This window comes from Microbacterium sp. T32 (genome assembly GCF_001619615.1).
GTDB lineage: Bacteria > Actinomycetota > Actinomycetes > Actinomycetales > Microbacteriaceae > Microbacterium.
On record NZ_LQQP01000026.1, the window covers coordinates 1 to 21,408 of the forward strand.

The 21,408-nt window shown below is 68.4% G+C and carries 21 protein-coding genes and 3 tRNA genes; 10 read left to right on the top strand and 14 right to left on the bottom strand.

Annotated features, from left to right (window positions below):
* Positions 1 to 102: 102 nt before the first annotated feature.
* Positions 103 to 186: transfer RNA gene (locus AVW09_RS13610), tRNA-Leu, on the bottom strand.
* 153 nt (positions 187 to 339) lie between these two features.
* Here AVW09_RS13610 and AVW09_RS13615 point away from each other — a divergent pair.
* Genes AVW09_RS13615 through pknB form a run of 7 tightly spaced genes read left to right on the top strand, consistent with a single transcriptional unit; the run spans position 340 to position 9,247 of the window.
* On the top strand, positions 340 to 1,077 hold the full coding sequence (locus tag AVW09_RS13615) for an FhaA domain-containing protein (RefSeq protein ID WP_063258592.1): 738 nt from the start codon (positions 340 to 342) through the stop codon (positions 1,075 to 1,077).
* Positions 1,074 to 1,616: an FHA domain-containing protein FhaB/FipA gene (locus AVW09_RS13620; RefSeq protein ID WP_022879565.1), complete on the top strand. Its 543-nt coding sequence runs from the start codon at positions 1,074 to 1,076 to the stop codon at positions 1,614 to 1,616. Before AVW09_RS13615 ends, AVW09_RS13620 begins: the two co-directional genes overlap by 4 nt.
* A gap of 6 nt (positions 1,617 to 1,622) precedes the next feature.
* Positions 1,623 to 2,861: a PP2C family protein-serine/threonine phosphatase gene (locus AVW09_RS13625; RefSeq protein WP_063258593.1), complete on the top strand. Its 1,239-nt coding sequence runs from the start codon at positions 1,623 to 1,625 to the stop codon at positions 2,859 to 2,861.
* The gene (locus AVW09_RS13630; RefSeq protein WP_063258594.1) at positions 2,858 to 4,258 is read left to right on the top strand and encodes an FtsW/RodA/SpoVE family cell cycle protein; all 1,401 of its coding nucleotides are present in this window, start codon (positions 2,858 to 2,860) and stop codon (positions 4,256 to 4,258) included. Before AVW09_RS13625 ends, AVW09_RS13630 begins: the two co-directional genes overlap by 4 nt.
* A gap of 46 nt (positions 4,259 to 4,304) precedes the next feature.
* Entirely contained in the window at positions 4,305 to 5,774 is a 1,470-nt protein-coding gene (locus AVW09_RS13635) for a peptidoglycan D,D-transpeptidase FtsI family protein (RefSeq protein ID WP_063258595.1), read from the top strand.
* The gene (locus tag AVW09_RS13640) at positions 5,771 to 7,510 is read left to right on the top strand and encodes a serine/threonine-protein kinase (protein WP_063258596.1); all 1,740 of its coding nucleotides are present in this window, start codon (positions 5,771 to 5,773) and stop codon (positions 7,508 to 7,510) included. Before AVW09_RS13635 ends, AVW09_RS13640 begins: the two co-directional genes overlap by 4 nt.
* Before the next feature lie 36 nt (positions 7,511 to 7,546).
* Positions 7,547 to 9,247 (top strand): Stk1 family PASTA domain-containing Ser/Thr kinase, encoded by a 1,701-nt coding sequence (gene pknB, locus AVW09_RS13645; RefSeq protein WP_063258597.1) that lies wholly within the window; start codon positions 7,547 to 7,549, stop codon positions 9,245 to 9,247.
* On the opposite strand, the gene AVW09_RS13650 is transcribed toward pknB, so the two are convergent.
* Genes AVW09_RS13650 through AVW09_RS13655 form a run of 3 tightly spaced genes read right to left on the bottom strand, consistent with a single transcriptional unit; the run spans position 9,229 to position 10,795 of the window.
* Positions 9,229 to 9,870, bottom strand: coding sequence for an anthranilate synthase component II (locus tag AVW09_RS13650; protein WP_063258598.1), 642 nt, complete (start codon positions 9,868 to 9,870; stop codon positions 9,229 to 9,231). The genes pknB and AVW09_RS13650 overlap by 19 nt on opposite strands.
* Positions 9,867 to 10,022 (bottom strand): hypothetical protein, encoded by a 156-nt coding sequence (locus AVW09_RS18020; RefSeq protein WP_197462646.1) that lies wholly within the window; start codon positions 10,020 to 10,022, stop codon positions 9,867 to 9,869. The genes AVW09_RS13650 and AVW09_RS18020 overlap by 4 nt, the downstream gene beginning before the upstream one ends.
* Positions 10,022 to 10,795 (bottom strand): class E sortase, encoded by a 774-nt coding sequence (locus AVW09_RS13655; RefSeq protein ID WP_063258599.1) that lies wholly within the window; start codon positions 10,793 to 10,795, stop codon positions 10,022 to 10,024. Before AVW09_RS13655 ends, AVW09_RS18020 begins: the two co-directional genes overlap by 1 nt.
* Positions 10,796 to 10,849: 54 nt before the next feature.
* Here AVW09_RS13655 and AVW09_RS13660 point away from each other — a divergent pair, with 54 nt between their 5' ends.
* On the top strand, positions 10,850 to 11,089 hold the full coding sequence (locus tag AVW09_RS13660; protein WP_063258600.1) for a cell division protein CrgA: 240 nt from the start codon (positions 10,850 to 10,852) through the stop codon (positions 11,087 to 11,089).
* A 61-nt stretch (positions 11,090 to 11,150) separates the two neighbouring features.
* On the opposite strand, the gene AVW09_RS13665 is transcribed toward AVW09_RS13660, so the two are convergent.
* Together AVW09_RS13665 and AVW09_RS13670 are read right to left on the bottom strand one after the other, a co-directional pair.
* Entirely contained in the window at positions 11,151 to 11,930 is a 780-nt protein-coding gene (locus tag AVW09_RS13665; RefSeq protein WP_156496109.1) for a rhomboid family intramembrane serine protease, read from the bottom strand.
* Positions 11,931 to 12,099: 169 nt separating this feature from the next.
* Complete coding sequence (locus tag AVW09_RS13670; RefSeq protein WP_063258601.1) at positions 12,100 to 12,657, bottom strand: peptidylprolyl isomerase; 558 nt, start codon at positions 12,655 to 12,657, stop codon at positions 12,100 to 12,102.
* A 100-nt stretch (positions 12,658 to 12,757) separates the two neighbouring features.
* Here AVW09_RS13670 and AVW09_RS13675 point away from each other — a divergent pair, with 100 nt between their 5' ends.
* Together AVW09_RS13675 and AVW09_RS13680 are read left to right on the top strand one after the other, a co-directional pair.
* A complete protein-coding gene (locus AVW09_RS13675; protein WP_063258602.1) occupies positions 12,758 to 13,330 on the top strand; it encodes a hypothetical protein in 573 nt (190 codons plus the stop codon).
* Positions 13,327 to 13,800, top strand: a complete 474-nt coding sequence (locus AVW09_RS13680; protein ID WP_063258603.1) for an aminoacyl-tRNA deacylase — start codon at positions 13,327 to 13,329, stop codon at positions 13,798 to 13,800. The genes AVW09_RS13675 and AVW09_RS13680 overlap by 4 nt, the downstream gene beginning before the upstream one ends.
* Before the next feature lie 3 nt (positions 13,801 to 13,803).
* Here AVW09_RS13680 and AVW09_RS13685 read toward each other — a convergent pair whose 3' ends face one another.
* From AVW09_RS13685 to recF, 8 genes are all read right to left on the bottom strand, one after another.
* A complete protein-coding gene (locus AVW09_RS13685; protein ID WP_022879644.1) occupies positions 13,804 to 14,226 on the bottom strand; it encodes an NUDIX hydrolase in 423 nt (140 codons plus the stop codon).
* Positions 14,227 to 14,307: 81 nt separating this feature from the next.
* Positions 14,308 to 14,380 (bottom strand) — tRNA-Ala (locus tag AVW09_RS13690).
* Between the two features lie 14 nt (positions 14,381 to 14,394).
* Positions 14,395 to 14,468: transfer RNA gene (locus tag AVW09_RS13695), tRNA-Ile, on the bottom strand.
* 68 nt (positions 14,469 to 14,536) lie between these two features.
* Positions 14,537 to 14,941, bottom strand: a complete 405-nt coding sequence (locus tag AVW09_RS13700; protein WP_063258604.1) for a DUF3566 domain-containing protein — start codon at positions 14,939 to 14,941, stop codon at positions 14,537 to 14,539.
* Entirely contained in the window at positions 14,938 to 17,565 is a 2,628-nt protein-coding gene (gene gyrA, locus AVW09_RS13705; protein WP_063258605.1) for a DNA gyrase subunit A, read from the bottom strand. The genes AVW09_RS13700 and gyrA overlap by 4 nt, the downstream gene beginning before the upstream one ends.
* Before the next feature lie 32 nt (positions 17,566 to 17,597).
* Positions 17,598 to 19,643 (bottom strand): DNA topoisomerase (ATP-hydrolyzing) subunit B, encoded by a 2,046-nt coding sequence (gene gyrB / locus AVW09_RS13710; RefSeq protein WP_063258606.1) that lies wholly within the window; start codon positions 19,641 to 19,643, stop codon positions 17,598 to 17,600.
* Between the two features lie 119 nt (positions 19,644 to 19,762).
* Complete coding sequence (locus tag AVW09_RS13715) at positions 19,763 to 20,251, bottom strand: DUF721 domain-containing protein (RefSeq protein WP_063258607.1); 489 nt, start codon at positions 20,249 to 20,251, stop codon at positions 19,763 to 19,765.
* Positions 20,244 to 21,395 carry a DNA replication/repair protein RecF gene (gene recF, locus AVW09_RS13720; RefSeq protein ID WP_063258608.1) on the bottom strand — a complete coding sequence of 384 codons (1,152 nt, stop codon included), beginning with the start codon at positions 21,393 to 21,395 and terminating at the stop codon, positions 20,244 to 20,246. Before recF ends, AVW09_RS13715 begins: the two co-directional genes overlap by 8 nt.
* Between the last annotated feature and the right edge of the window lie 13 nt (positions 21,396 to 21,408).

The window sequence follows — 21,408 nt, forward strand, 5'->3', positions numbered from 1 at the left end:
CGACCCATCCACACGTTCTTGCCTATAAGCCGAATCCGTCGCTCCCGATTCCCGCCGGCAACGACGAAGGCCCCGGAAGATTCCGGGGCCTTCGTCGTTCTGTGCGCGAGGGGGGACTTGAACCCCCACGCCCTTGCGGGCACTGGCACCTGAAGCCAGCGCGTCTACCTATTCCGCCACTCGCGCGAGTCATGGCATCCGAGGATGCCTCGTACTCAACTTCCCGAGAATATCACGGTCGCGCGGGGCGGAAGAACCGTGTTCGACCCCCGCATCCATGACCTCCCCAGGCGCGCTGACTACGATGAGGCTACTGGTCTGCCTGCCTGAAGGAGTCTCGTGGGACTACTCGACAGTTTCGAGAGAGGTCTCGACCGCGCCGTGAACGGTGCGTTCGCGAAGACCTTCCGCAGTGGCATCCAGCCGGTGGAGATCGCCTCGGCGCTGCGTGCCGAGCTCGACAAGAAGGCCGTCGTGGTCACGCGTGAGCGCATCCTGGTGCCGAACGCTCTGACCGTGCGCCTCTCCCCCGCCGACGACGAGAAGATGAGCGCGTTCGGCTCGACGCTCGTGTCCGAGCTCGACACCCTGGTGAAGCAGCACGCGCGCACGCAGGGCTACTCGTTCGCGGGTCCTGTCACCATCTCGATCGAGCGCGACTCCTCCGTCTCGACCGGCACCCTGCGCGTCGACTCGGGCACGACCGAGGGTCAGGTCTCGTGGCGGGGTGTCGTCGACATCAACGGCACGCGGCATCCGCTGGTCAAGGCACGCACGGTCATCGGCCGGGGCAGCGACGCCGACATCACGATCCCCGACGCCGGCACGAGCCGGAAGCACGTCGAGATCCTGTGGGACGGCGAGCGCGCCATGGTCCGTGATCTCGGCTCCACGAATGGGACGACGCTCAACGGACGCAAGGTGAGCGAGGCTGCTCTGCCGCCCGATTCGAAGATCTCGATCGGTCGCACGGATATCGTCTTCCGTGTGGTCGCGCAGGCGCAGACCGCGCGGCGGTCGACGCCGTCCGACGCGACACAGCTTTTCGACGTCCGGGACCGGGGGCCCCTGTCATGAGTCCACTGACTCTTCTTCTCCTGCAGGGCGGATTCCTGATCCTCCTGTGGTTCTTCGTGTTCGGCGTCGTGTATTCGCTGCGCGCCGACCTCTTCGGCGTGAAGGTGCGCAAGCTCCCCGAGCCCGAGGCATCCGCCCCCGCTCCGGCCGCCCCGGCGCCGGTCGCATCGCCGAACGCCGTGACGACGCAGGTCAAGCGTCCCGCAGCTCCCGCCCCGGCTCCGGCGGGGGGCCTCGCGACGACCGCCTCAGTGTCCCGCATCGTCATCACGAGCGGCCCCAAGGCCGGGCTCGAGCTGCCGCTCGGCACCGAACCGCTCACGATCGGCCGCTCGAGCGAATCGGGTCTCGTCATCCGCGACGACTACACCTCGAGCCACCACGCACGGCTCGTGCTGTGGGGCGACCAGTGGATGCTGCAGGATCTCGACTCCACGAACGGCACCACGCACGACGGGGTGCGCGTGGCATCCCCCGTTCAGGTGAAGGTGGGCGCGCCGATCAAGGTGGGCGCGACGACCTTCGAGCTGCGGAAGTAACGCACCTTGGTCTTTCAAGGCTCGAGCGCGGCGATCTCCCACACGGGCAAGGTCCGCTCCAACAACCAGGACTCCGGTTACGCCGGGTCCAACCTCTTCATCGTCGCGGACGGCATGGGCGGGCACGCGGGCGGTGACGTCGCCTCGAGCCTGGCGATCGCGCGACTGACCGACCTCGACCGGCCGTTCCCCAGCACCAGCGAGGCCGAGCACGCGTTGCGCGATGCCCTGGCCGACACGGCGACCGACCTCATCGACACGGTCGCCCGGCGTCCCGAGCTCGCCGGCATGGGCACGACGGTGAGCGCGATCATCATGGTCGACGACTACGCCGTGATCGGCCACATCGGCGACTCCCGCGTATACCTCTACCGCGACGACACGCTCACCCAGATCACCACCGACCACACCTTCGTGCAGCGTCTGGTGGACTCGGGCCGAATCACCCCCGAGGAAGCCCGGTATCACCCGCGCCGTTCGGTGCTCATGCGTGTGCTGGGCGACATGGACCCCGACCCCGAGGTCGACACGTTCATCATGCCGACGCAGGACGGCGACCGCTGGCTGCTGTGCTCCGACGGGCTCTCCGGCGTCGTCGACGACGCGCACACCACGAAGGCCCTCGCGCTCGGGATGCCGCCCGCCCGCACCGCGGACGCGCTGCTGAAGCAGGCGCTCGACGGCGGCGCGCCCGACAACGTCACGGTCGTGATCGTGGACGTGGGCGGCCAGCACCCGGTGTTCATCGGCACCCCGACGATCGTGGGCTCGGCCTCGAACCCGAGCGGCGTCGTCGTTCCGCCCGTCCGCGCCGCGCGGTCGTCGTGGCTGCACTCGGCTCGGCAGGCGGCGAACGAACCGACGCACTTCGAGCCCGCGGCGGAGTTCCTCGAGGAACTCATCGAGGAAGACCGCCGCCGCGCGCGCCGCCGCCGGCTGGGGTGGCTCGCCGCCCTCCTCCTCGTGCTCGCGGCGATCGGGGTCGCCCTGTTCGCCGGATACAACTGGACACAGACGCGCTACTACGTCGGCGCCGACGACGACACCGTGGTGATCTACCGCGGGGTCCAGCAGTCGATCGGACCGATCTCGCTGTCGTCCGTCTACGAGGACACGGGTATCGTCCTCGCCGGTCTGTCCGACTTCGACCGTCAGGCCGTCGAGACGACGGTCCAGGCGCGTTCTCTCGCGGATGCCGAACAGATCGTGGCCCGACTGCGTCCGAAAGCGGAGGCCACCGGATGACCGACCAGAAACTGACGCGATCGGGCGAGGTGTCCACCGACACCGCCGTCATGCGGGCGCTCAAGAAGATCCGCACGCCCGCGAAGCAGCGCAACCGCGAGTTGGGTCTGCTGCTGTTCGCGATCGCCGTGTACGGCTCGGCCATCGTGCTCGTGCAGCTCGGCGTGAACGGCACCGTGGAGTCGGGCTACCTCATGCTCGCCGCCATCCCGGCCGTGCTCGCGCTGATCCTGCACGTCGTCCTGCGCCTGCGCGCCCGTGACGCGGACCCGTTCGTCCTCCCCATCGCCACGGTCCTCACGGGCATCGGCATTGCGGAGATCTACCGCATCGACCTCGCGGTCGGCCTGAACGGATGGGATGCCACGGCCATCCGCCAGATCGCCTGGGCGGCGATCGCGCTGGTCGCGGCGCTGCTCGTCGTGATCTTCGTCCGCAACTATCGGGTGCTGTTCCGGTACACGTACCTCTCGGGCCTCGTCGGCATCCTGCTGCTCCTCCTGCCGTTCGTCCCGGGCCTCGGGACCGAGCAGAACGCCGACGTGTGGGTCTCACTGGGCTTCGTGTCGTTCCAGCCGGGTGAACTCGCCAAGATCGCACTCGCGATCTTCTTCGCCGGATACCTCGTCCGCACCCGCGAGAGCCTGACGTCGACGGGAACGCGCTTCCTGTTCATGACGTGGCCGCGCGCCCGCGAGCTCGGCCCGCTCCTCATCATCTGGCTCGTCTCGCTCGGCATCATCGTGCTGCAGCGCGACCTCGGCACGGGTCTCCTGATCTTCGGCATGTTCGTCGCGATGCTCTACGTCGCGACCGGCAAGACGAGCTGGGTGCTGATCGGTGTGGTCCTGGCCGCGACCGGAGCGTTCCTGGCATCCCGTGTCCTGCCGTACGTCAACGGCCGCTTCACGAACTGGCTCGACGCCTTCAACCCCGAGGTCGTCAACGCCGACGGCGGCAGCTACCAGCTGACACAGGGCATCTTCGGCCTCGCGCACGGCGGTCTGTTCGGCACCGGACTCGGCCAGGGCCGTCCGTACATCACTCCGCTGTCGCAGAGCGACTACATCGTCCCGAGCCTCGGCGAGGAGCTGGGACTGGTCGGCCTGTTCGCGATCCTCGCGCTGTACATGGTGTTCGCGAGCCGCGGCATCCGGGTCGGTCTCGCCGGTCAGGACGACTTCGGGAAGCTCCTCGCGACGGGCTTCTCATTCACGATCGCGCTGCAGGTGTTCATCATGGTGGGCGGCGTGACCCGCGTGATCCCGCTGACGGGCCTCACGACGCCGTTCCTCGCGGCGGGTGGTTCATCCCTCGTGGCGAACTGGATCATCGTCGCGTTCCTCCTGCGCATCTCGGATGCCGTGCGCAGCCGTCCGCGGGTGGTGATCGGCTGATGAACGCCCTCATACCCACCCGCAGCCGCACCCCGGAGGAGGCACCGTGACCAAAGAGCTCCGACGCCTCAGCATCGTCATGCTGGCGATGTTCCTCGCGCTGTTCGTGTCGACCAGCGTCATCCAGGTCGGCCAGGCGGCCAACCTCGCGAACACCCCCGGCAACCGGCGCGCGCTGTACGACTCGTACGAGATCCAGCGCGGATCGATCATCGCCAGCGGCACCGCGATCGCGTCGTCCGTCCCCTCCGACGACGTCTACAGCTGGCAGCGTCAGTACGTGGATGCCGACATGTGGGCGCCCATCACCGGCTACATGAACCCGGTGCTCGACGCGCGCACCCGGATCGAGTCGGCCGAGAACGCGGTGCTCAGTGGCTCTGACGAGAACGACTTCTTCAACAGGATCGAACGCACGGTCACCGGAGAGATACCGCGCGGAGCCAACGTCGAGGTGTCGGTGGACGCCAACGTGCAGCGCGCGGCCTGGGACGCCCTCGGCAACCAGCAGGGCGCCGTCGTCGCCATCGAGCCCTCGACGGGACGCATCCTCGCGATGGTGTCCAAGCCGAGCTTCGACACCAACACGCTCGCCTCGCACGATCCGGATGCCGTGAATGCGGCGTACGACCAGCTCGCCGCCGATCCCTCGCAGCCGCTGGTCAACCGCGCGATCGAGGGCGACCTCAACCCACCCGGATCGACCTTCAAGCTGGTCGTGGCCTCGGCAGCCCTGGCATCCGGGAAGTACACACCCGACTCGTCGTTCCCCAACGTCGCGTCCTATACGCTGCCGCAGTCCTCGAGCGTCGTGAGCAACGCCGGCGGCGGCACGTGCGGCGGCGGCGACACCGTGACGATCGCGACGGCCCTGCGGCTCAGCTGCAACATCCCGATGGCGGAGCTCGCCGTCGAGCTCGGCGACGACGCGATCCGCGCCGAGGCCGAGAAGTACGGCTTCAACTCGTCCTTCTCGCTGGTCCCCGACTCGACGACGTTCGCCTCGACCCCCTCGAGCTACCCCGCGAACCTCGACGCTCCGCAGACCGCGCTGAGCGGCTTCGGGCAGGGTCAGGTGCGCGCGACGCCGCTGCAGATGGCGATGGTGTCGGCCGGGATCGCGAACGGCGGCGTCGTGATGAACCCGCGCATGATCGACCGGGTGATCGGCACGGATCTGTCGGTCCGGACCGTGGGCGCGAACAGCGAATACGGCCGCGCACTGGAGCCGAACATCGCCGCGCAGATGGTCACGATGATGACGGCGAACGTCCAGGACGGCGCGGCGTCGAATGCAAGAATAGACGGGGTCCAGGTGGCGGGTAAGACCGGCACCGCAGAGAACGACGCCCGTCCCTACACTCTCTGGTTCACCGGCTTCGCCCCGGCGGACGACCCGAAGGTCGCCGTCGCTGTTGTGGTGGAGAACGGCGGGGGCCAGGGGCAGAGCGGGAGCGGCAACGAGATCGCCGCCCCGATAGCGAAGAAGGTCATGGAGGCGGTGCTGGGCAAATGAGACCGACGCAAGGAGTGACCTTCGGAGGACGCTACGAGCTGGATTCGCGGATCGCGATCGGCGGCATGGGCGAGGTCTGGGAAGCGACCGACCACGTCATCGGACGTACCGTCGCGATCAAGATCCTCAAGGACGAGTACATGGGCGACCCCGGGTTCCTCGAGCGCTTCCGCGCCGAGGCCCGTCACGCCGCACTCGTCAACCACGAGGGCATCGCGAGCGTGTTCGACTACGGCGAGGAGGACGGCAGCGCCTTCCTCGTGATGGAGCTCGTGCCGGGCGAAGCCCTCTCGACGATCCTCGAGCGCGAGGGGTCGCTGTCGACCGACAAGACCCTCGACATCGTGGCCCAGACGGCCGCGGCCCTGCAGGCTGCACATGCCGCAGGCCTCGTCCACCGCGACATCAAGCCCGGCAACCTGCTCATCACGCCCGACGGCCGCGTGAAGATTACCGACTTCGGGATCGCCCGCATCGCCGACCAGGTGCCGCTGACCGCGACCGGGCAGGTCATGGGCACCGTGCAGTACCTGTCGCCCGAGCAGGCCTCCGGTCACCCGGCGTCGCCGGCGACCGACATCTACTCGCTCGGCATCGTCGCGTACGAGTGCCTGGCCGGAAAGCGCCCCTTCACGGGCGAGTCGCAGGTCGCGATCGCCATGGCGCAGATCAACGAGCAGCCCGCCCCGCTGCCGCCGACGGTGGCCGTGCCGGTGCAGAACCTCGTGATGGCCATGATCGCGAAGAAGCCCGACGACCGTCCGGCTTCGGCCGCGGCCGTGTCGCGCGCCGCGACGGCGCTCCGCCGTGGCGACCTCGCCGCGGCCGCCGGCGCCGTGCCCGCGATCGCCGCCGGTGTGGCGGTGGCCGACGAGGCCACGCAGCTGCTCACGGCCGGCCAGACCTCGGCCGCGACCCGGCTGCTCCCGACGCCCGCGCCCTCGCTCCTGACCGAGCAGCACGTGGAGGAAGACCAGCGGCCCCAGAAGAAGCGCAGCCCCTGGACGTGGCCGCTCGTGGCGCTGATCCTGCTCCTTCTGCTGGTACTGGGCGGCACGCTGTTCGCCGTCCTCAGCAACCAGAGGACTCCGGATGGCTCTGCATCGAGCTCGACGCCCAGTGCGTCCGCTCCGTCGCGGAGCCCGAGCGCCTCGGCATCCCCGTCGCAGACCTCGCAGCAGCTCGTCAACGTCAACGCGCTGCAACTGCAGGGCAAAACGTGCGACGAGGCCAGCTCGATCCTCAGCGACAACAAGCTCGGCGCCAACTGCGAGCCGGGTAACGCGGCGACAAGTCCCGACCAGGTCGGCAAGGTCGACACCGTGACCCCGACCGGCAGCGTCCCCGCGGGCACGATCATCACGCTGCGCGTGTTCGGCGAGGAGACGCCGCTTCCCACTCCCGCAACGCCGACGATCCAGCCGAGCCAGGCGACGGCCGGTGGCACCGTCGAGGTCACGTGGGACGCGTACAGCTGCCCCTCGGGGACGGGCAACGTCGCGTCGTACAACTTCAGCGCGACGCAGGGCACCTTCGCCAACGGCCAGTCGAACTCGGCGTTCGCTCCCGACGCGCGCAGCGCGAAGCTGCAGGTGAGCAACTCGCCCGGCGAGACGCTGAAGGTGTCGTACACCGTGAGCTGCTCCGGCACCGACCGCACGGTCGAGTCCGCCGCCGCGACGGCATCCATCACCGGAGCGAACACGCCGTCGCCGAACCCCAGCGCCACGCGCTGAGTCGCGCCCCCTGATCCCCCATCCCTGGAGTACCCCGTGACCACTGAGACGCGCGTCCTCTCCGGACGCTACCGTGTCGACGACCTCATCGGTCGTGGCGGTATGGCCAGCGTCTATCGCGGCTACGACCAAACCCTGGGGCGCACGGTCGCGATCAAGATCCTGAAGGCCGACCTCGCCGGCGACGCCGCGTTCCGCACCCGGTTCCGCCTCGAGGCGCAGGCCGCGTCGCGCATGGCCCACCCCACGATCGTGCGCGTCTTCGACGCGGGCGAAGACGTCGAGGTCGGTGCCGACGGCCAGGAGCACCCGGTCCCGTACATCGTGATGGAGCTCGTCCACGGGCGCCTGCTCAAGAGCATCATCGACGCCGGTCCCGTCCCGCTCGACGAGGCCCTGCGGTACGTCGACGGCATCCTGGAGGCCCTCGAGTACTCTCACCGCGCCGGAGTCGTCCACCGCGACATCAAGCCGGGGAACGTCATGATCACCGACTCCGGTCGCGTGAAGGTGATGGACTTCGGCATCGCCCGCGCGGTGTCCGACTCGTCGTCGACGGTTGCGGAGACGACCGCGATCGTCGGTACCGCCGCCTACTTCTCTCCCGAGCAGGCGAAGGGCGAGTCGGTCGACGCGCGCGCCGACCTGTACTCGGCGGGTGTGGTGCTCTACGAGCTGCTCACGGGCCGCCCTCCGTTCCGCGGTGACACTCCGGTGGCCGTCGCGTACCAGCACGTCAGCGAGGCACCGCTGCCGCCGAGCGAGATCAACGACACCGTGCCCCGCGCCCTCGACGCGGTGGTGCTCCGCGCTCTGGCCAAGGATCCCTTCCAGCGTCCGCAGGATGCGGCCGGCTTCCGGGAAGACTTGGATGCCACGGTCGAGGGCAAAGAGCCCACGAAGCGGCAGATGTCGGCGTTGTCGAACGAGCTCTACGGACCGAATCCGCGCCAGGCCGCGGAGACCGCACGCTCCCTCCGTCAGCTCAGCACCGACACGACGATGCGCCGCACGCAGCCCGGTCCGCCGGTCGCGTGGATCTGGGCCGGCGTTGCGGTGCTCGCCGTGCTGCTGATCTCCGTCCTGCTGTGGGTCGTTCAGATCCAGCCGTCGAACGATGTGCCCTCTGCCGGTCGCACCATCCCCAACGTCGTCGACATGCCGTACGACGACGCCGTCACGGCGCTCGAGAAGGAAGACCTGACCGCCAAACGCGTCGACGTCGCCGATGCCACCATCGCCTCCGGCAACGTGGTGCGGACGACACCCGAAGCCGACACCTCGGTGGCCTCCGGCCAAGAAGTGGTCCTCTACGTCTCGACGGGGGCGGACACGGCGAAGGTCCCCACCCTCGAGGGAATCACGGAGACGGAGGCGCGATCCGCTCTGCAGGCCGCCGGTCTCTCACTCGGCCTGGTGCAGCGAAAGACGGATCCGGCTCTGGCGGCGGGCGTCGTGATGTCCGCGAGCGTGGCATCCGGTACCGAGGTCGCCAAGGGCACGACCGTGAACCTCGTGATCGCGAGCGGCACGGTCGTCATCGTGAACTATGAGGGCTACCCCGTCGACGTCGCGAAGCGCGAGCTCGAGTCTCAGGACCGGCAGCTGACGGTGAAGACCGAAGCGGATGCCACCTGCCCGGCGACGACTCCGTCGCTGGTCAAGACGCAGTCACTGGCTCCCGGTGAGGTCCCGATCCACAGCGAGATCACCCTGACCTACTGCAGCGGATCCTGACGCCGGCGCGGGTGGAGGCGGCGCCCCGCCTCCGCGGCGCCACGGAGTCCGGCATCCTCGAGCCACGTGCCCAGCAGGGCGTGGCCGCCGTCGGTGAGGATGCTCTCGGGGTGGAACTGCACGCCGACGAGCGGCGCCTCGCGGTGGGCGAGACCCATGATCACCCCGGACTCCGTCCGCGCGGTCACCACGAGCTCATCGGGGAGCGTGTCCGCGTCGACGGCGAGCGAGTGATAGCGCGTCGCCTCGAACCCCCGCGCCATGTTCACGAACACGCCGGCGCCGTCGTGGTGGATCCGGCTCGTGATCCCGTGCAGCAACTCCGGAGCACGCACGACGCGCGCACCGAAGGCGACCGCGAGCGCCTGGTGTCCGAGACACACCCCGAGCAGGGGGATGCCACGCTCCCGCGCCGCGTGCACGACCTCGATCGACGAGCCGGCGTCGATCGGGTGTCCGGGGCCGGGGGAGATCAGCACCGCATCCGCCTCAGAGAGGGCGGCGTCGACCGCCAGCCCGCGGGCCGCGCGCAGGTCGACAGTGGCCCCCAGATCGGACACGTATCCGGCGAGCGTGTGGACGAAGCTGTCGCGGTTGTCGACCACGACGACCCGGAAGCTCACTGAACCGTGACGTCCTGTGGATAAAGGATGTCGCTCACCCAAGGGAACACGTAGAAGAACAGGCCGTACAGCACCGCCGCGACCAAGACGAGGACGATGAACAGACGGACCCACCAGGGTCCGGGCAGCACGCGCCAGAAGGCTCCGTACATCAGGCGGCTCCGATACTCAGCGACGCGGGCGGGCCGTCCGCGCGAGGGGTGAATGACTCGAAGACCCCGTACGCGATGGCGCGCTCGGCGGAGCCGTACCGGGGACTGCACGTGGTCATGGTGATCAGTTTGTCGGTCGCCTGGACCTCGGGCTGCTGGGGCACCGGCAGCAGGACGCCCACGCCGTCGGGGCGGACGTACTCCAGATTGCGGAAGCGGTACGTGTACCAGCCGTCCGGGGTCTCGACGACGACCGCGTCACCGACCCGGAGCGAAGGCAGATCCGCGAACGGGGCACCGTGGCTGCCCCGGTGACCGGCGATCGCGAAGTTGCCCTGCTGGCCGGGCATCGCGGTGTCGGGGTAGTGCCCCACACCGATGGGGTCGAGGGTGACCGACGCGCTCACGCCGCCGGCGAGCTTGAACTGGTAGTCGGGTCCGAGACGGGGGATGCGGATCACCCCGAAGACCTCGCCGTTCCCCGGCTGCGCAAGGGCAGGCGGGTCGGCGAGGCCGGTCGCAGTCGGGCTCGGAGTCGCGTTCGGCGTCGCCGGTGCGGCCGCCCATTCCTGCGTCAGCGCGCCGGCTTCGCTCTTGAACTTCGCCCCGATGATGGCGTCGCCGATCCACAACTGCCACCCGACGAACAGCAGCACGACCACCCCGGCGGTGAGGAGCAGATCGCCGAGAACACCGAGGACCGTGACGCGTCGGCGAGGCGGTCGGTGTCGACGCGACGACCGGCGCGTGTGGGGTTCATCAACCGAGGACACCGGGGCAGTCTAGTTCTGTGGGTCGAGAGGGACCTGCCCGTTAGACTGGCCCGCATGGCACGTACTGGCAACGGCGAAGACCCGATCGCCGAGCGCAACGACAACGGATCCGCGCCGAACCCGGTGTGGTTCCTGCCGATCATGATCGGTCTCATGCTCGTCGGCTTGGTGTGGGTGCTCGTCTTCTACCTGAGCAACTCGCAGTTCCCCGTGCCCGGCATCGGTGCGTGGAACCTCGTGATCGGATTCGGAATCGCCTTCGTGGGGTTCTTGATGACCACGCGGTGGCGCTGAGATCACCCGACTTACACCCGTGTAATTCATCCCCACCTGTGGATGAGCCTGTGGATAACTCTCAGTAGTACACTATCGCTGGCACGGCGAGCAGCGCGACAAGGGCCACGCCGACGGCGATCAGCAGCCCGATCTGCAGGGGCCGCTGACGGATCGCTCGCGTACTGGCGTAGATCAGGCCCACGATCGCACCGACGACGAGTCCGCCCAGGTGCGCCTGCCACGAGACCCCGACGTCGTTGAGCGCGGCGAAGTAGTCGCCCGTCCGCAGCGACGTGAAGATCGCGACCACGAACGGCCACGCAAAGTTGATGGCAATCAGCACCGCGATCGTGCGGATGTCCGCACCGATATGGCGGCCGATCACCAGGAGCGCACCGAACAGCGCGAAGATCGCTCCGGACGCGCCCACGACGATGGTGGTCGGCGCCAGGAGCGCCACGGCGACCGAGCCTCCGAGCGTCCCGAGCAGGTACAGCGCCACGAACCGCCACTTGCCGAGGAGCGGTTCGAGGTTGCGACCGATGAACCACAGGGCCAGCATGTTCAGGCCGATGTGGAAGAACCCCGAATGGACGAGAGCCGCGGTGAAGAGCCGCCACGGCTCGATGGGCCCCAGTTGCGGGACGAGGAACGGCGGGTAGAAGGCCAGCGCGTTCCCGACCATGGTTCCGACGACCGGGATGAGTCCGATCACGTAGAAGATGCCCGTGACGGCGATGATCGTGAGCGTCGCGATCGGACGACCGCTCGAGACCACCGCGAGAGGGGCCGAACGACGACCCCAGCGGCGCTGGGCCTTCTTCTGCGCCGGCGTCTCCGCCGCGCGCTGCTGGGCCATGCACTCGGGACAGATGACGCCGACGGCGGCAGGTGTGCGACAGTCCGGACAGACGGTCCGCAGGCACCGTTGACAGAGCACGAAGCTCTGCCGGTCCGGATGCCGGTAGCAGAAGTTGTCGCTGTTGCGACGGAACTCCTCGGTCGTGGACACCCGCCGCCGCCGAGGGTCAGACGGTGACGACGTCGACCGACTCGAGCACCACGGGCTCGATCGGACGGTCGCCCGCGGCGGTCCGGACCTTGCTGATCGCGTCGACGACCTTCTTCGACTCGTCGTCGGCGACCTCACCGAAGATGGTGTGCTTGCCCTGCAGCCACGGGGTGGGGTCCGTCGTGATGAAGAACTGCGAGCCGTTCGTGCCCTCGGGCTGGCCGGTGATGGCGTTGCGGCGCAGACCGGCGTTGGCCATGGCCAGCTTGTAGGGGGCCGAGAAGTCGAGCTCGGGGTGGATTTCGTCGTTGAAGGTGTAACCGGGGCCGCCGACACCCTGACCGAGCGGGTCGCCGCCCTGGATCATGAAGCCGGGGATGATGCGGTGGAAGACGACGTTCGAGTACAGCGGACCCTCGCCCTTGGCGCCGGTGGCCGGGTGGGTCCATTCCTGCGTCCCGTCGGCGAGGCCGACGAAGTTGCGAACGGTCCGGGGAGCGTGGTCGCCGAACAGGTTGACGACGATGTCGCCGTGGTTGGTGTGAAGGGTCGCGACGGCGGTGTGGGAAGCCATGGGTACATTCTCTCAGAGTTATCTGCAAGGGTTCCCGGACCGGGACCCCCGTTCTGGCAAGATGAATCGCGTACATCCCATCGACAGGGAGGATGAAGCCGTGGGCCTCAGCCGCAAGAGCAAGAAGGAACTGCGCAAGCTCCAGAAGCACGCCGCGAAGGTGTGGGAGTCCCAGCAGGTTCTGCTGGGCGAGAGCGGAAAGGTGGCCCGCGAAGCCGGTCGCCAGCTCGGTCGCTTCAGCCGCGAAGACCTCGTTCCCACCGTCCAGGACGGTTACGACAAGTACGCTGCCCCGTACGTCGACAAGGGCGTCACCTACGCCAACCGCTTCCTCAGCCACAAGCTCGTCCCGGCGGCCGGTGCCGTCGTCGGCGGCGCGCTGTCGGTGTGGGATGCCGCGGGCGACACCCGTGATCGCCTGGCCAAGGGCCGCGGTTTCGAGCTCGACACCCACAAGTACGCCAAGCGCGCCGAGAAGTACGGCAAGAAGGCCACCAAGCGCCTTTCCGCCAAACTTCCGAAGCAGAACGACGGCATCGGGGCCGGTGGCGTCATCGCCATCCTCCTCGGCGTCGCCGCCGCGGTCGGTGTCGCGTACGCCGCCTGGCAGACGCTGCGCGCCGACGACGAGCTGTGGGTGGCCGACGACCCGCTGCGGGCCCCGGACGCGTGAGCGACCCCACCCAGAGAGTCCGAGAGGCCGCGCTCCAGCGCGGCCTCTCTGTCGATGTGCGCGAGCGTCCCGCCGCGAGCTCGCTCGACGAAGCGGCAGAACTGCTCGGCATCCTTCCGGACGACATCGTGAAAACGCTCGTCGTGAAGAGATCCGACGACACGTTCCTGTTCGCCCTCGTCCCGGGCGACAGGGTCATCTCGTGGCCCAAGCTGCGGGCCCTGGTGGGCGTGAACAAGCTGCGCCTGCCCGAGCCCGAGGTCGCTCTCGCCGCGACGGGATACGAGCGGGGCACCATCGTCCCGATCGGCAGCACGCACGACTGGCCCGTCTACGCCGACGAGAGCATCGTCGGCCGGCGCATCGCGCTGGGCGCCGGCGCCCACGGGTACAGCCTCTTCGTCGATGCGGACGACCTGATCCGGGCGTACTCCGCCACCGTCGCGGACATCACCGCACCGCGCGGTTGACGTCTACAGCTTCGCCATCCGGAAAGCGATGTCGACCAGCTGCACGCGCCGCAGTCGCCGCGCGGCCGTCAGCGTGAACCACGCCGCGCGGTCCGTCGATCCGTCCACCTCGTAGCGCAGCCGACCGCCCACGATGTGGGCGCGGTACACGATCCGGAGCGCGTGCAGCGGCCCCTGCGCGTCGTCGGAGAGCCGGGCTTCGGCCGGGATGACGCGGGAGTGGATGCCGAGCAGCTCGTCGACCGCGACCCGGAACCCGGTCTCCTCCCGGACCTCGCGACGCACCGCACGCTGAGGGTCCTCCCCCTCCTCGAGACCGCCGCCGGGAAGGGTCCACGCCGCGCGACGACCCTCGACCCAGTGGGCGAGCAGCACGCGGTCGTCGGCGTCCGTGATGACGGCGTACGCGGCGACTCGCATGTCCATTGCGATCACCCTAGCCGCGGGACCGCGCAAAGGATGCCGGAAAGACGAAGAGCCGGCCGACGCCGACTCGACGGGATGTTGTGGAGCCTAGGAGATTCGAACTCCTGACATCCTGCTTGCAAAGCAGGCGCTCTACCAGCTGAGCTAAGGCCCCGAGAGGGGAACGGGTGGGGCTACCAGGACTTGAACCTGGGACCTCTTCATTATCAGTGAAGCGCTCTAACCGCCTGAGCTATAGCCCCGTCTTGCTGACGCATCGTGGTCAACCTCGAAGACTTTACCCGAATCTCGAGGTTTTTCCGAATCGGCGTCAGTTCGAGGTGAAGCCGACGAGCAGACCGCCCGTGACCTTGACCGCGAGGTTGTAGATGCCGGCGACGACGGCGCCCATCACGGTCACGACGATGAGGTTCAGGATCGCGACGATGGCCGCGAACGCCATGACCTGGGGCAGACCCACGTACTGCGACAGCGTGGCGCTGCCGTCCGTGAAGCTCGCGAAGAACTCGTCGGCCTTGCCGATGAGTCCGGTGGCGCTCACGACGAGGTAGACGAGGAAGTACGAGACCACCGTGACGACGGCGATCGCGACGGCCGCGAGGAACGAGAGCTTCACGGCCGACCAGAAGTCGATGTAGACCAGGCGCAGACGCACCTGCTTGGCCGAGGTCTTGTGCGTCGACTTCTTGGCGAGTTTGTCGGCTACCGTGCTCATGCGTCAGTACTTTCCTCGGGGGTCTCGGAAGAGGAGGCGGTCTCGACCGCGTCGGGCGCGGCCGGATCGGGTGTCGTCTCCGTCGTCTCGGCCAGGTTTCGTTCGCTGTTCCGGGCGATCGCGATGATGCGATCATCGCCTCCGGCACGGGCGAACACGACTCCCATCGTGTCGCGACCCTTGGCAGGCACCTCGGCCACGGAGGAGCGTACCACCTTGCCGCTGGCAAGAACCACAAGGACCTCGTCGCCCTCGGACACCATCAGACCACCCGCGAGAACCCCACGATCCTCGGTCAGACGGGCCACCTTGATGCCCAGTCCGCCGCGGTTCTGCATGCGGTATTCGGTGACCGACGTGCGCTTGGCGTAGCCACCCTCGGTGACGATGAAGACGAACTCGTCGTCCTTGGCCACGGATGCCGACAGCAGGCTGTCGCCGGCGCGGAAGTCCATGCCCTTCACGCCCGACGTCGAGCGCCCCATCGGGCGCAACGCGCTGTCGGTCGCGGAGAACCGCAGCGACATGCCCAGGCGGCTGATGAGGAGGATGTCGTCGCCCTCGTCGACCAGCAGCGCGCTGACGAGCTCGTCGGCCGCACCCTGCTCGGCATCCTCACCGTCGTCCGAGACCTGGCCGCGGAGCTTGATGGCGATCACGCCGCCCTGGCGGTTGGTGTCGTACTCGTCGAGGCGGGTCTTCTTCACGAGACCATTACGGGTCGCGAGCACGAGGTACGTCGCGACGCTGTAGTCGCGGATGTCGAGGATCTGTGCGATCTCCTCGTCGGGCTGCAGCGCGAGGAGGTTCGCCACGTGCTGGCCCTTGGCATCCCGACCGGCCTCCGGAACCTCGTACGCCTTCGAGCGGTACACGCGGCCCTTGTTCGTGAAGAAGAGCAGCCAGTGGTGGGTCGTGGTGACGAAGAAGTGCTCCACGACGTCGTCGGCCCGCAGCTGCGCGCCCTTCACGCCCTTGCCGCCGCGGTGCTGCGAGCGGTAGTTGTCGCTGCGCGTGCGCTTGATGTAGCCGTCGCGGGTGACGGTGACGACCATCTCCTCCTCGGCGATGAGGTCTTCCACCGAGACGTCGCCGTCGAAACCGTGCAGGATCTCGGTGCGGCGGTCGTCGCCGAAGCGGTCGACGATCGCGGTGAGCTCATCGCGGATGATCGTCCGCTGGCGTCCGGGCGTCGCGAGGATGTCGTTGTAGTCGGCGATGCGCGCTTCGAGCTCCTGCGCTTCGTCGACGATCTTCTGCCGCTCGAGGGCCGCCAGGCGTCGCAGCTGCATGTCGAGGATGGCCTGCGCCTGGATGTCGTCGATGTCGAGGAGCTTCTGCAGGCCCTCGTTGGCATCCTGGGCTGTCGGCGACCGGCGGATGAGCGCGATGACCTCGTCCAGCGCGTCGAGCGCCTTGAGGTAGCCGCGCAGGATGTGCATGCGCTCCTCCGCCTTGCGGAGGCGGTAGCGCGTGCGCCGGACGATGACCTCGATCTGGTGCTCGATCCACAGGCTGATGAAGCCGTCCAGCGACAGCGTGCGCGGCACGCCGTCGACGATCGCGAGCATGTTCGCGCCGAAGTTCTCCTGCAGCTGCGTGTGCTTGTACAGGTTGTTCAGCACGACCTTGGCGACCGCGTCGCGCTTCAGCACGATCACGAGGCGCTGGCCGGTGCGGCCCGACGTCTCGTCGCGGATGTCGGCGATGCCGGTGATCTTGCCCTCGCGGGCGAGGTCGCCGATCTTCACCGCGACGTTGTCGGGGTTCACCTGGTACGGCAGCTCGGTGATCACGAGGCACGTGCGGCCCTGGATCTCCTCGATGTTCACCACGGCGCGCATCGTGATCGAGCCGCGACCCGTGCGGTACGCGTCCTTGATGCCGCGGGTGCCGAGGATCTGCGCGGCCGTGGGGAAATCGGGCCCCGGGATGCGATCGATGAGCGCTTCGAGCAGCTCCTCGCGGCTCGCATCCGGGTTCTCCAGCGCCCACAGGGCGCCCGCGGCGACCTCGCGGAGGTTGTGCGGCGGGATGTTCGTCGCCATACCGACGGCGATACCGACCGAGCCGTTGACGAGCAGGTTCGGGAAGCGCGCCGGGAGGACCTTCGGCTCCTGGGTCTGGCCGTCGTAGTTGTCCTCGAAGTCGACGGTCTCTTCCTCGATGTCGCGCACCATCTCGAGCGCGAGAGGAGCCATCTTCGTCTCGGTGTACCGGGGAGCCGCCGCCCCCTGGTTGCCGGGAGAGCCGAAGTTGCCCTGGCCGAGCGCGAGCGGATAGCGCAGCGACCACGGCTGCACGAGACGCACGAGGGCGTCGTAGATCGGGGCGTCGCCGTGCGGGTGGTAGTGGCCCATGACCTCGCCGACCACGCGGGCGCACTTCGAGAACGACTTGTCGGGGCGGAAGCCGCCGTCGTACATGCCGTAGATCACGCGGCGGTGGACGGGCTTGAGTCCGTCGCGCACGTCGGGCAGGGCGCGCCCGACGATCACGCTCATCGCGTAGTCGAGGTAGCTCCGCTGCATCTCGAGCTGGAGGTCGACCTGGTCGATCTTGCCGTGGTTGTGGGCGGCTTCTTCGCGCGCGCCGGCGGGCTCGGGAGTGGTGTCGTCAGCCATGGATTCTCAGTTTCGTATCGAGTCGACCGGGATCAGATGTCGAGGAAGCGGACGTCTTTGGCGTTGCGCTGGATGAAGCTGCGCCGCGACTCGACGTCCTCGCCCATGAGCACCGAGAAGATCTCGTCGGCGGACGCGGCGTCGTCGATCGTGACCTGACGAAGCGTGCGGGTCTCGGGATCCATGGTCGTCTCCCAGAGCTCGTGGTCGTTCATCTCGCCCAGACCCTTGTAGCGCTGGATGCCGTTGTCCTTGGGGATGCGGCGACCGGCGGCCTGGCCCTCGACGAGGAGCGCGTCGCGCTCCCGGTCGCTGTACGCGTACTCGTGGGGGTGGTTCGACCACTTCAGGCGGTACAGCGGCGGCTGGGCGAGGTAGACGTACCCGGCCTCGATGAGCCCGCGCATGTAGCGGAAGAGGAGCGTGAGCAGCAGCGTGGTGATGTGCTGGCCGTCGACGTCGGCATCCGCCATCAGGACGATCTTGTGGTACCGGGCCTTGGCCATGTCGAAGTCCTCGCCGATGCCCGTGCCGAAGGCCTGGATCATCGCCTGGACTTCCTTGTTGCCCAGCGCCCGGTCGAGGCGCGCGCGCTCGACGTTGAGGATCTTGCCGCGGAGGGCGAGGATCGCCTGCGTGTGCGGGTCGCGGCCCTGCACCGCCGAGCCGCCAGCGGAATCACCCTCGACGAGAAAGATCTCGCTGATCGACGGGTCCTTCGAGGTGCAGTCCTTGAGCTTGTCGGGCATCGCGGCGGACTCGAAGACGCTCTTGCGACGCGCGGTCTCGCGCGCCTTGCGGGCGGCCAGACGCGCGGTGGCCGCGTCGATGGCCTTCCGGATGATGTTCTTCGCCTGCGCGGGGTTGCGGTCGAACCAGTCGCCGAGCTTGTCGCCGACCACCTTCTGCACGAACGCGCGCGCCTCGGTGTTGCCGAGCTTGGTCTTCGTCTGACCCTCGAACTGCGGCTCGGACAGCTTGACCGAGATGACGGCGGTGAGTCCCTCGCGGATGTCCTCACCCGTGAGGTTGTCGTCCTTCTCCTTGAGGAGGTTGTTCGCGCGCGCGTACCGGTTGACGAGCGTCGTGAGCGCGGCGCGGAAGCCCTCTTCGTGCGTCCCGCCCTCGTGCGTGTTGATCGTGTTCGCGAAGGTGAAGACGTTCTCGGTGTAGGCCGTCGTCCACTGCATCGCGAGCTCGAGTGCGATGTTGCGGTCGGTGTCCTCGGACTCGACCTCGATGATCTCGTCGTTGACGACGTCGGCCTTGCGGACGCGGTTGAGGTGCTCGACGTAATCGACGAGGCCGCGCTCGTAGAGGAACGAGTCGTGGCGCGCGACAGTCGTCTCTTCGCCGGGCTCGCCCTCGGTCACGATCGACTGCGGACGCTCGTCGCGCAGGCTGATGCGCAGACCCTTGTTGAGGAAGGCCATCTGCTGGAAGCGCGTGCGCAGCGTGTCGTAGTCGAAATCGACGGTGTCGAAGATCGTGGCATCCGGCCAGAACGTGATCGACGTCCCGGTCTCTTCGCTCTCCTCGCCCTGCGCGAGGGGTGCCTGGGGCACGCCGCCGTCGCGGAACGACTGGCGCCACACGTGGCCCTGACGCTTCACCTCGACCTCGAGGCGCGTGGACAGGGCATTCACGACCGACGAACCGACACCGTGCAGACCGCCCGACACCGCGTAGCCGCCGCCGCCGAACTTTCCACCGGCGTGAAGGACGGTCAGGACGACCTCGACGGTCGACTTGCCCTCGGTGCGGTGCATGTCGACCGGGATGCCACGGCCGTTGTCGATCACGCGGACGGCACCGTCCGAGAGGATCGTGACGTCGATGGTGTCGCAGTAGCCGGCGAGGGCCTCGTCGACGGAGTTGTCGACGATCTCCTGCACGAGGTGGTGCAGGCCCCGCTCGCCGGTGGAGCCGATGTACATGCCGGGACGCTTGCGGACGGCCTCGAGGCCCTCGAGCACCTGGATGGCGTCTGCCCCGTACTCGTTGGGAACCTTCGCGGGGTGAGCGGTCGACTCGGCTACGGGTTCCTCGGAAACGCTGTCGGGGTTTTCGGACGTCATGACTTCGCGAGCTCCAGATCGATTCGTCGGAACCTCCATCCTATCGCGCAGGGCCTCCCAAATCGGTGTGTACGCCCCTAGGAGGGGAGAAAAGATGACGAACCGACCCCGACCATGGCTCAGCCGTAGGTATCGCGCGGGCCACGGCCTGGAACGGCTCTCGTCCCCCATTTCCAGGAGGGGACGTCCGGCCCAATGAAGCGGATCGCCTCGACCCCCGCCTCGGGGAAGCGCCGGATGATCTCCGACAGGATGTGCGCGCGCATCAGCTGCAGCTGCTTCGCCCACGCCGTCGAGTCGGCCTGGACCGTCAGCATCCCGGCATCCAGGGCCACCGGACGCGTGTGCGCGGCGGTGTCGGCGCCGGCGACGTCGTGCCACGTACGGACCAGGTCCTCCCGCGCGAGCTGCGGCTCCCACCCGGCGGATTTCGTCAGCGTCGAGAGCACGTCGCCGAGTCCGCGCGGGTCGCGCCCGGGCGTGAACGGGGCGTTCTCACCGTCGTCGGCGCGGCGACGCCGCTTCTTCTTCCGGTAGGGCGACGGTTCGAGACCGCGCAGCCGCAGATACGTCGCGAGGGTCTCGGGAAGATCGGGCTCGTCAGTCATCGGCGTCCTTGATCCGACCGGCCTCGACCCGGACGACGTGCGCACGCAGGCCGTCGGGCACGTCTTCCTCCACCGCCGAGGTCACGATGACCTGTTCGAACCCGGCCACGAGCTCGGCCAGACGCGTGCGCCGGCCCGCATCGAGCTCGGCGAACACGTCGTCGAGGATCAGCACCGGATCCCCCAGGCGCGACTCGGCGCGGAGGAGTTCGGCGGATGCCAAGCGCAGAGCGAGCGCGACCGACCACGATTCGCCGTGTGAGGCGTACCCCTTCACCGGCAGACCACGCACCTCGAGGACGAGGTCGTCGCGGTGAGGACCGACGAGCGTCAGCCCGCGCTCGAGCTCCTGCGGTCGACGGGCTGCCAGCGCCGCGCGGAACTGATCGGCGAGCGACCCGGTGGTGCCGGTGTCGGCCGCCGCGTCGCCTTCCTCGGGGTCGCCGCCGACGACGGACAACGCCCAACGGAGACGCGGATCGTGGTCGGCACCCGCGATCGCCGTGTAGGCGTCGGCCACGGGGACGGACAGATCGGATGCCAACGCCAGCCGCGCCTCGATCACCTCGGTGCCGAGCGAGACGAGCTTGTCGTCCCAGACGTCGAGCGTTCCGAGGGCGTCGCCGCGGACGCCGCGTGCGCGCGCCGACTTGAGCAGGGCGGTGCGCTGGCGGAGTACGCGGTCGTAGTCGGCGAGGACGCCGGCGAGCCGAGGGGCGCGCTGGACGATGAGCTGGTCGGCGAACCGTCGGCGGGCCGAGGGGTCGCCGCGGACGATCTGGAGATCCTCCGGCGCGAACAGCACGACCTGGGCGTAGCGGGGAAGCTCGGCCGTGCGGACGTTCACGCCGTTGACCCGCGCTTTGTTCGATCCCTGGCGGTTGAGCTGCAGCTCGAGCAGCACGCTGCGCTCGCCGTGGCCGAGACGCGCGCGCACGATCGCGGCATCCGCCCCGTCGCGCACCATCGGGGCGTCGCTCGAGACGCGATGCGAGCCGAGGGTGGCGAGGTAGGCCACGGCCTCGACGAGATTGGTCTTGCCCTGCCCGTTGCGACCGACGAAGAGATTGGCCCCCGCGGAGAGCGAGACGTCGGCAGCCGCGTAATTGCGGAAATCCGTTAGTCCGAGCTGCTCCACGATCACCGGGTCAGACTAC

What these genes read in the sequence shown, in the direction of transcription:
- AVW09_RS13620 (WP_022879565.1), top strand. Translation starts at nt 1,074, where the DNA reads ATGAGTCCACTGACTCTTCTTCTCCTGCAGGGCGGATTCCTGATCCTC.
- AVW09_RS13630 (WP_063258594.1), top strand. Translation starts at nt 2,858, where the DNA reads ATGACCGACCAGAAACTGACGCGATCGGGCGAGGTGTCCACCGACACC.
- AVW09_RS13640 (WP_063258596.1), top strand. Translation starts at nt 5,771, where the DNA reads ATGAGACCGACGCAAGGAGTGACCTTCGGAGGACGCTACGAGCTGGAT.
- AVW09_RS18020 (WP_197462646.1), bottom strand. Translation starts at nt 10,022, where the DNA reads ATGTACGGAGCCTTCTGGCGCGTGCTGCCCGGACCCTGGTGGGTCCGT.
- AVW09_RS13660 (WP_063258600.1), top strand. Translation starts at nt 10,850, where the DNA reads ATGGCACGTACTGGCAACGGCGAAGACCCGATCGCCGAGCGCAACGAC.
- AVW09_RS13665 (WP_156496109.1), bottom strand. Translation starts at nt 11,930, where the DNA reads ATGGCCCAGCAGCGCGCGGCGGAGACGCCGGCGCAGAAGAAGGCCCAG.
- AVW09_RS13670 (WP_063258601.1), bottom strand. Translation starts at nt 12,657, where the DNA reads ATGGCTTCCCACACCGCCGTCGCGACCCTTCACACCAACCACGGCGAC.
- AVW09_RS13685 (WP_022879644.1), bottom strand. Translation starts at nt 14,226, where the DNA reads ATGGACATGCGAGTCGCCGCGTACGCCGTCATCACGGACGCCGACGAC.
- AVW09_RS13700 (WP_063258604.1), bottom strand. Translation starts at nt 14,941, where the DNA reads ATGAGCACGGTAGCCGACAAACTCGCCAAGAAGTCGACGCACAAGACC.
- gyrA (WP_063258605.1), bottom strand. Translation starts at nt 17,565, where the DNA reads ATGGCTGACGACACCACTCCCGAGCCCGCCGGCGCGCGCGAAGAAGCC.
- gyrB (WP_063258606.1), bottom strand. Translation starts at nt 19,643, where the DNA reads ATGACGTCCGAAAACCCCGACAGCGTTTCCGAGGAACCCGTAGCCGAG.
- AVW09_RS13715 (WP_063258607.1), bottom strand. Translation starts at nt 20,251, where the DNA reads ATGACTGACGAGCCCGATCTTCCCGAGACCCTCGCGACGTATCTGCGG.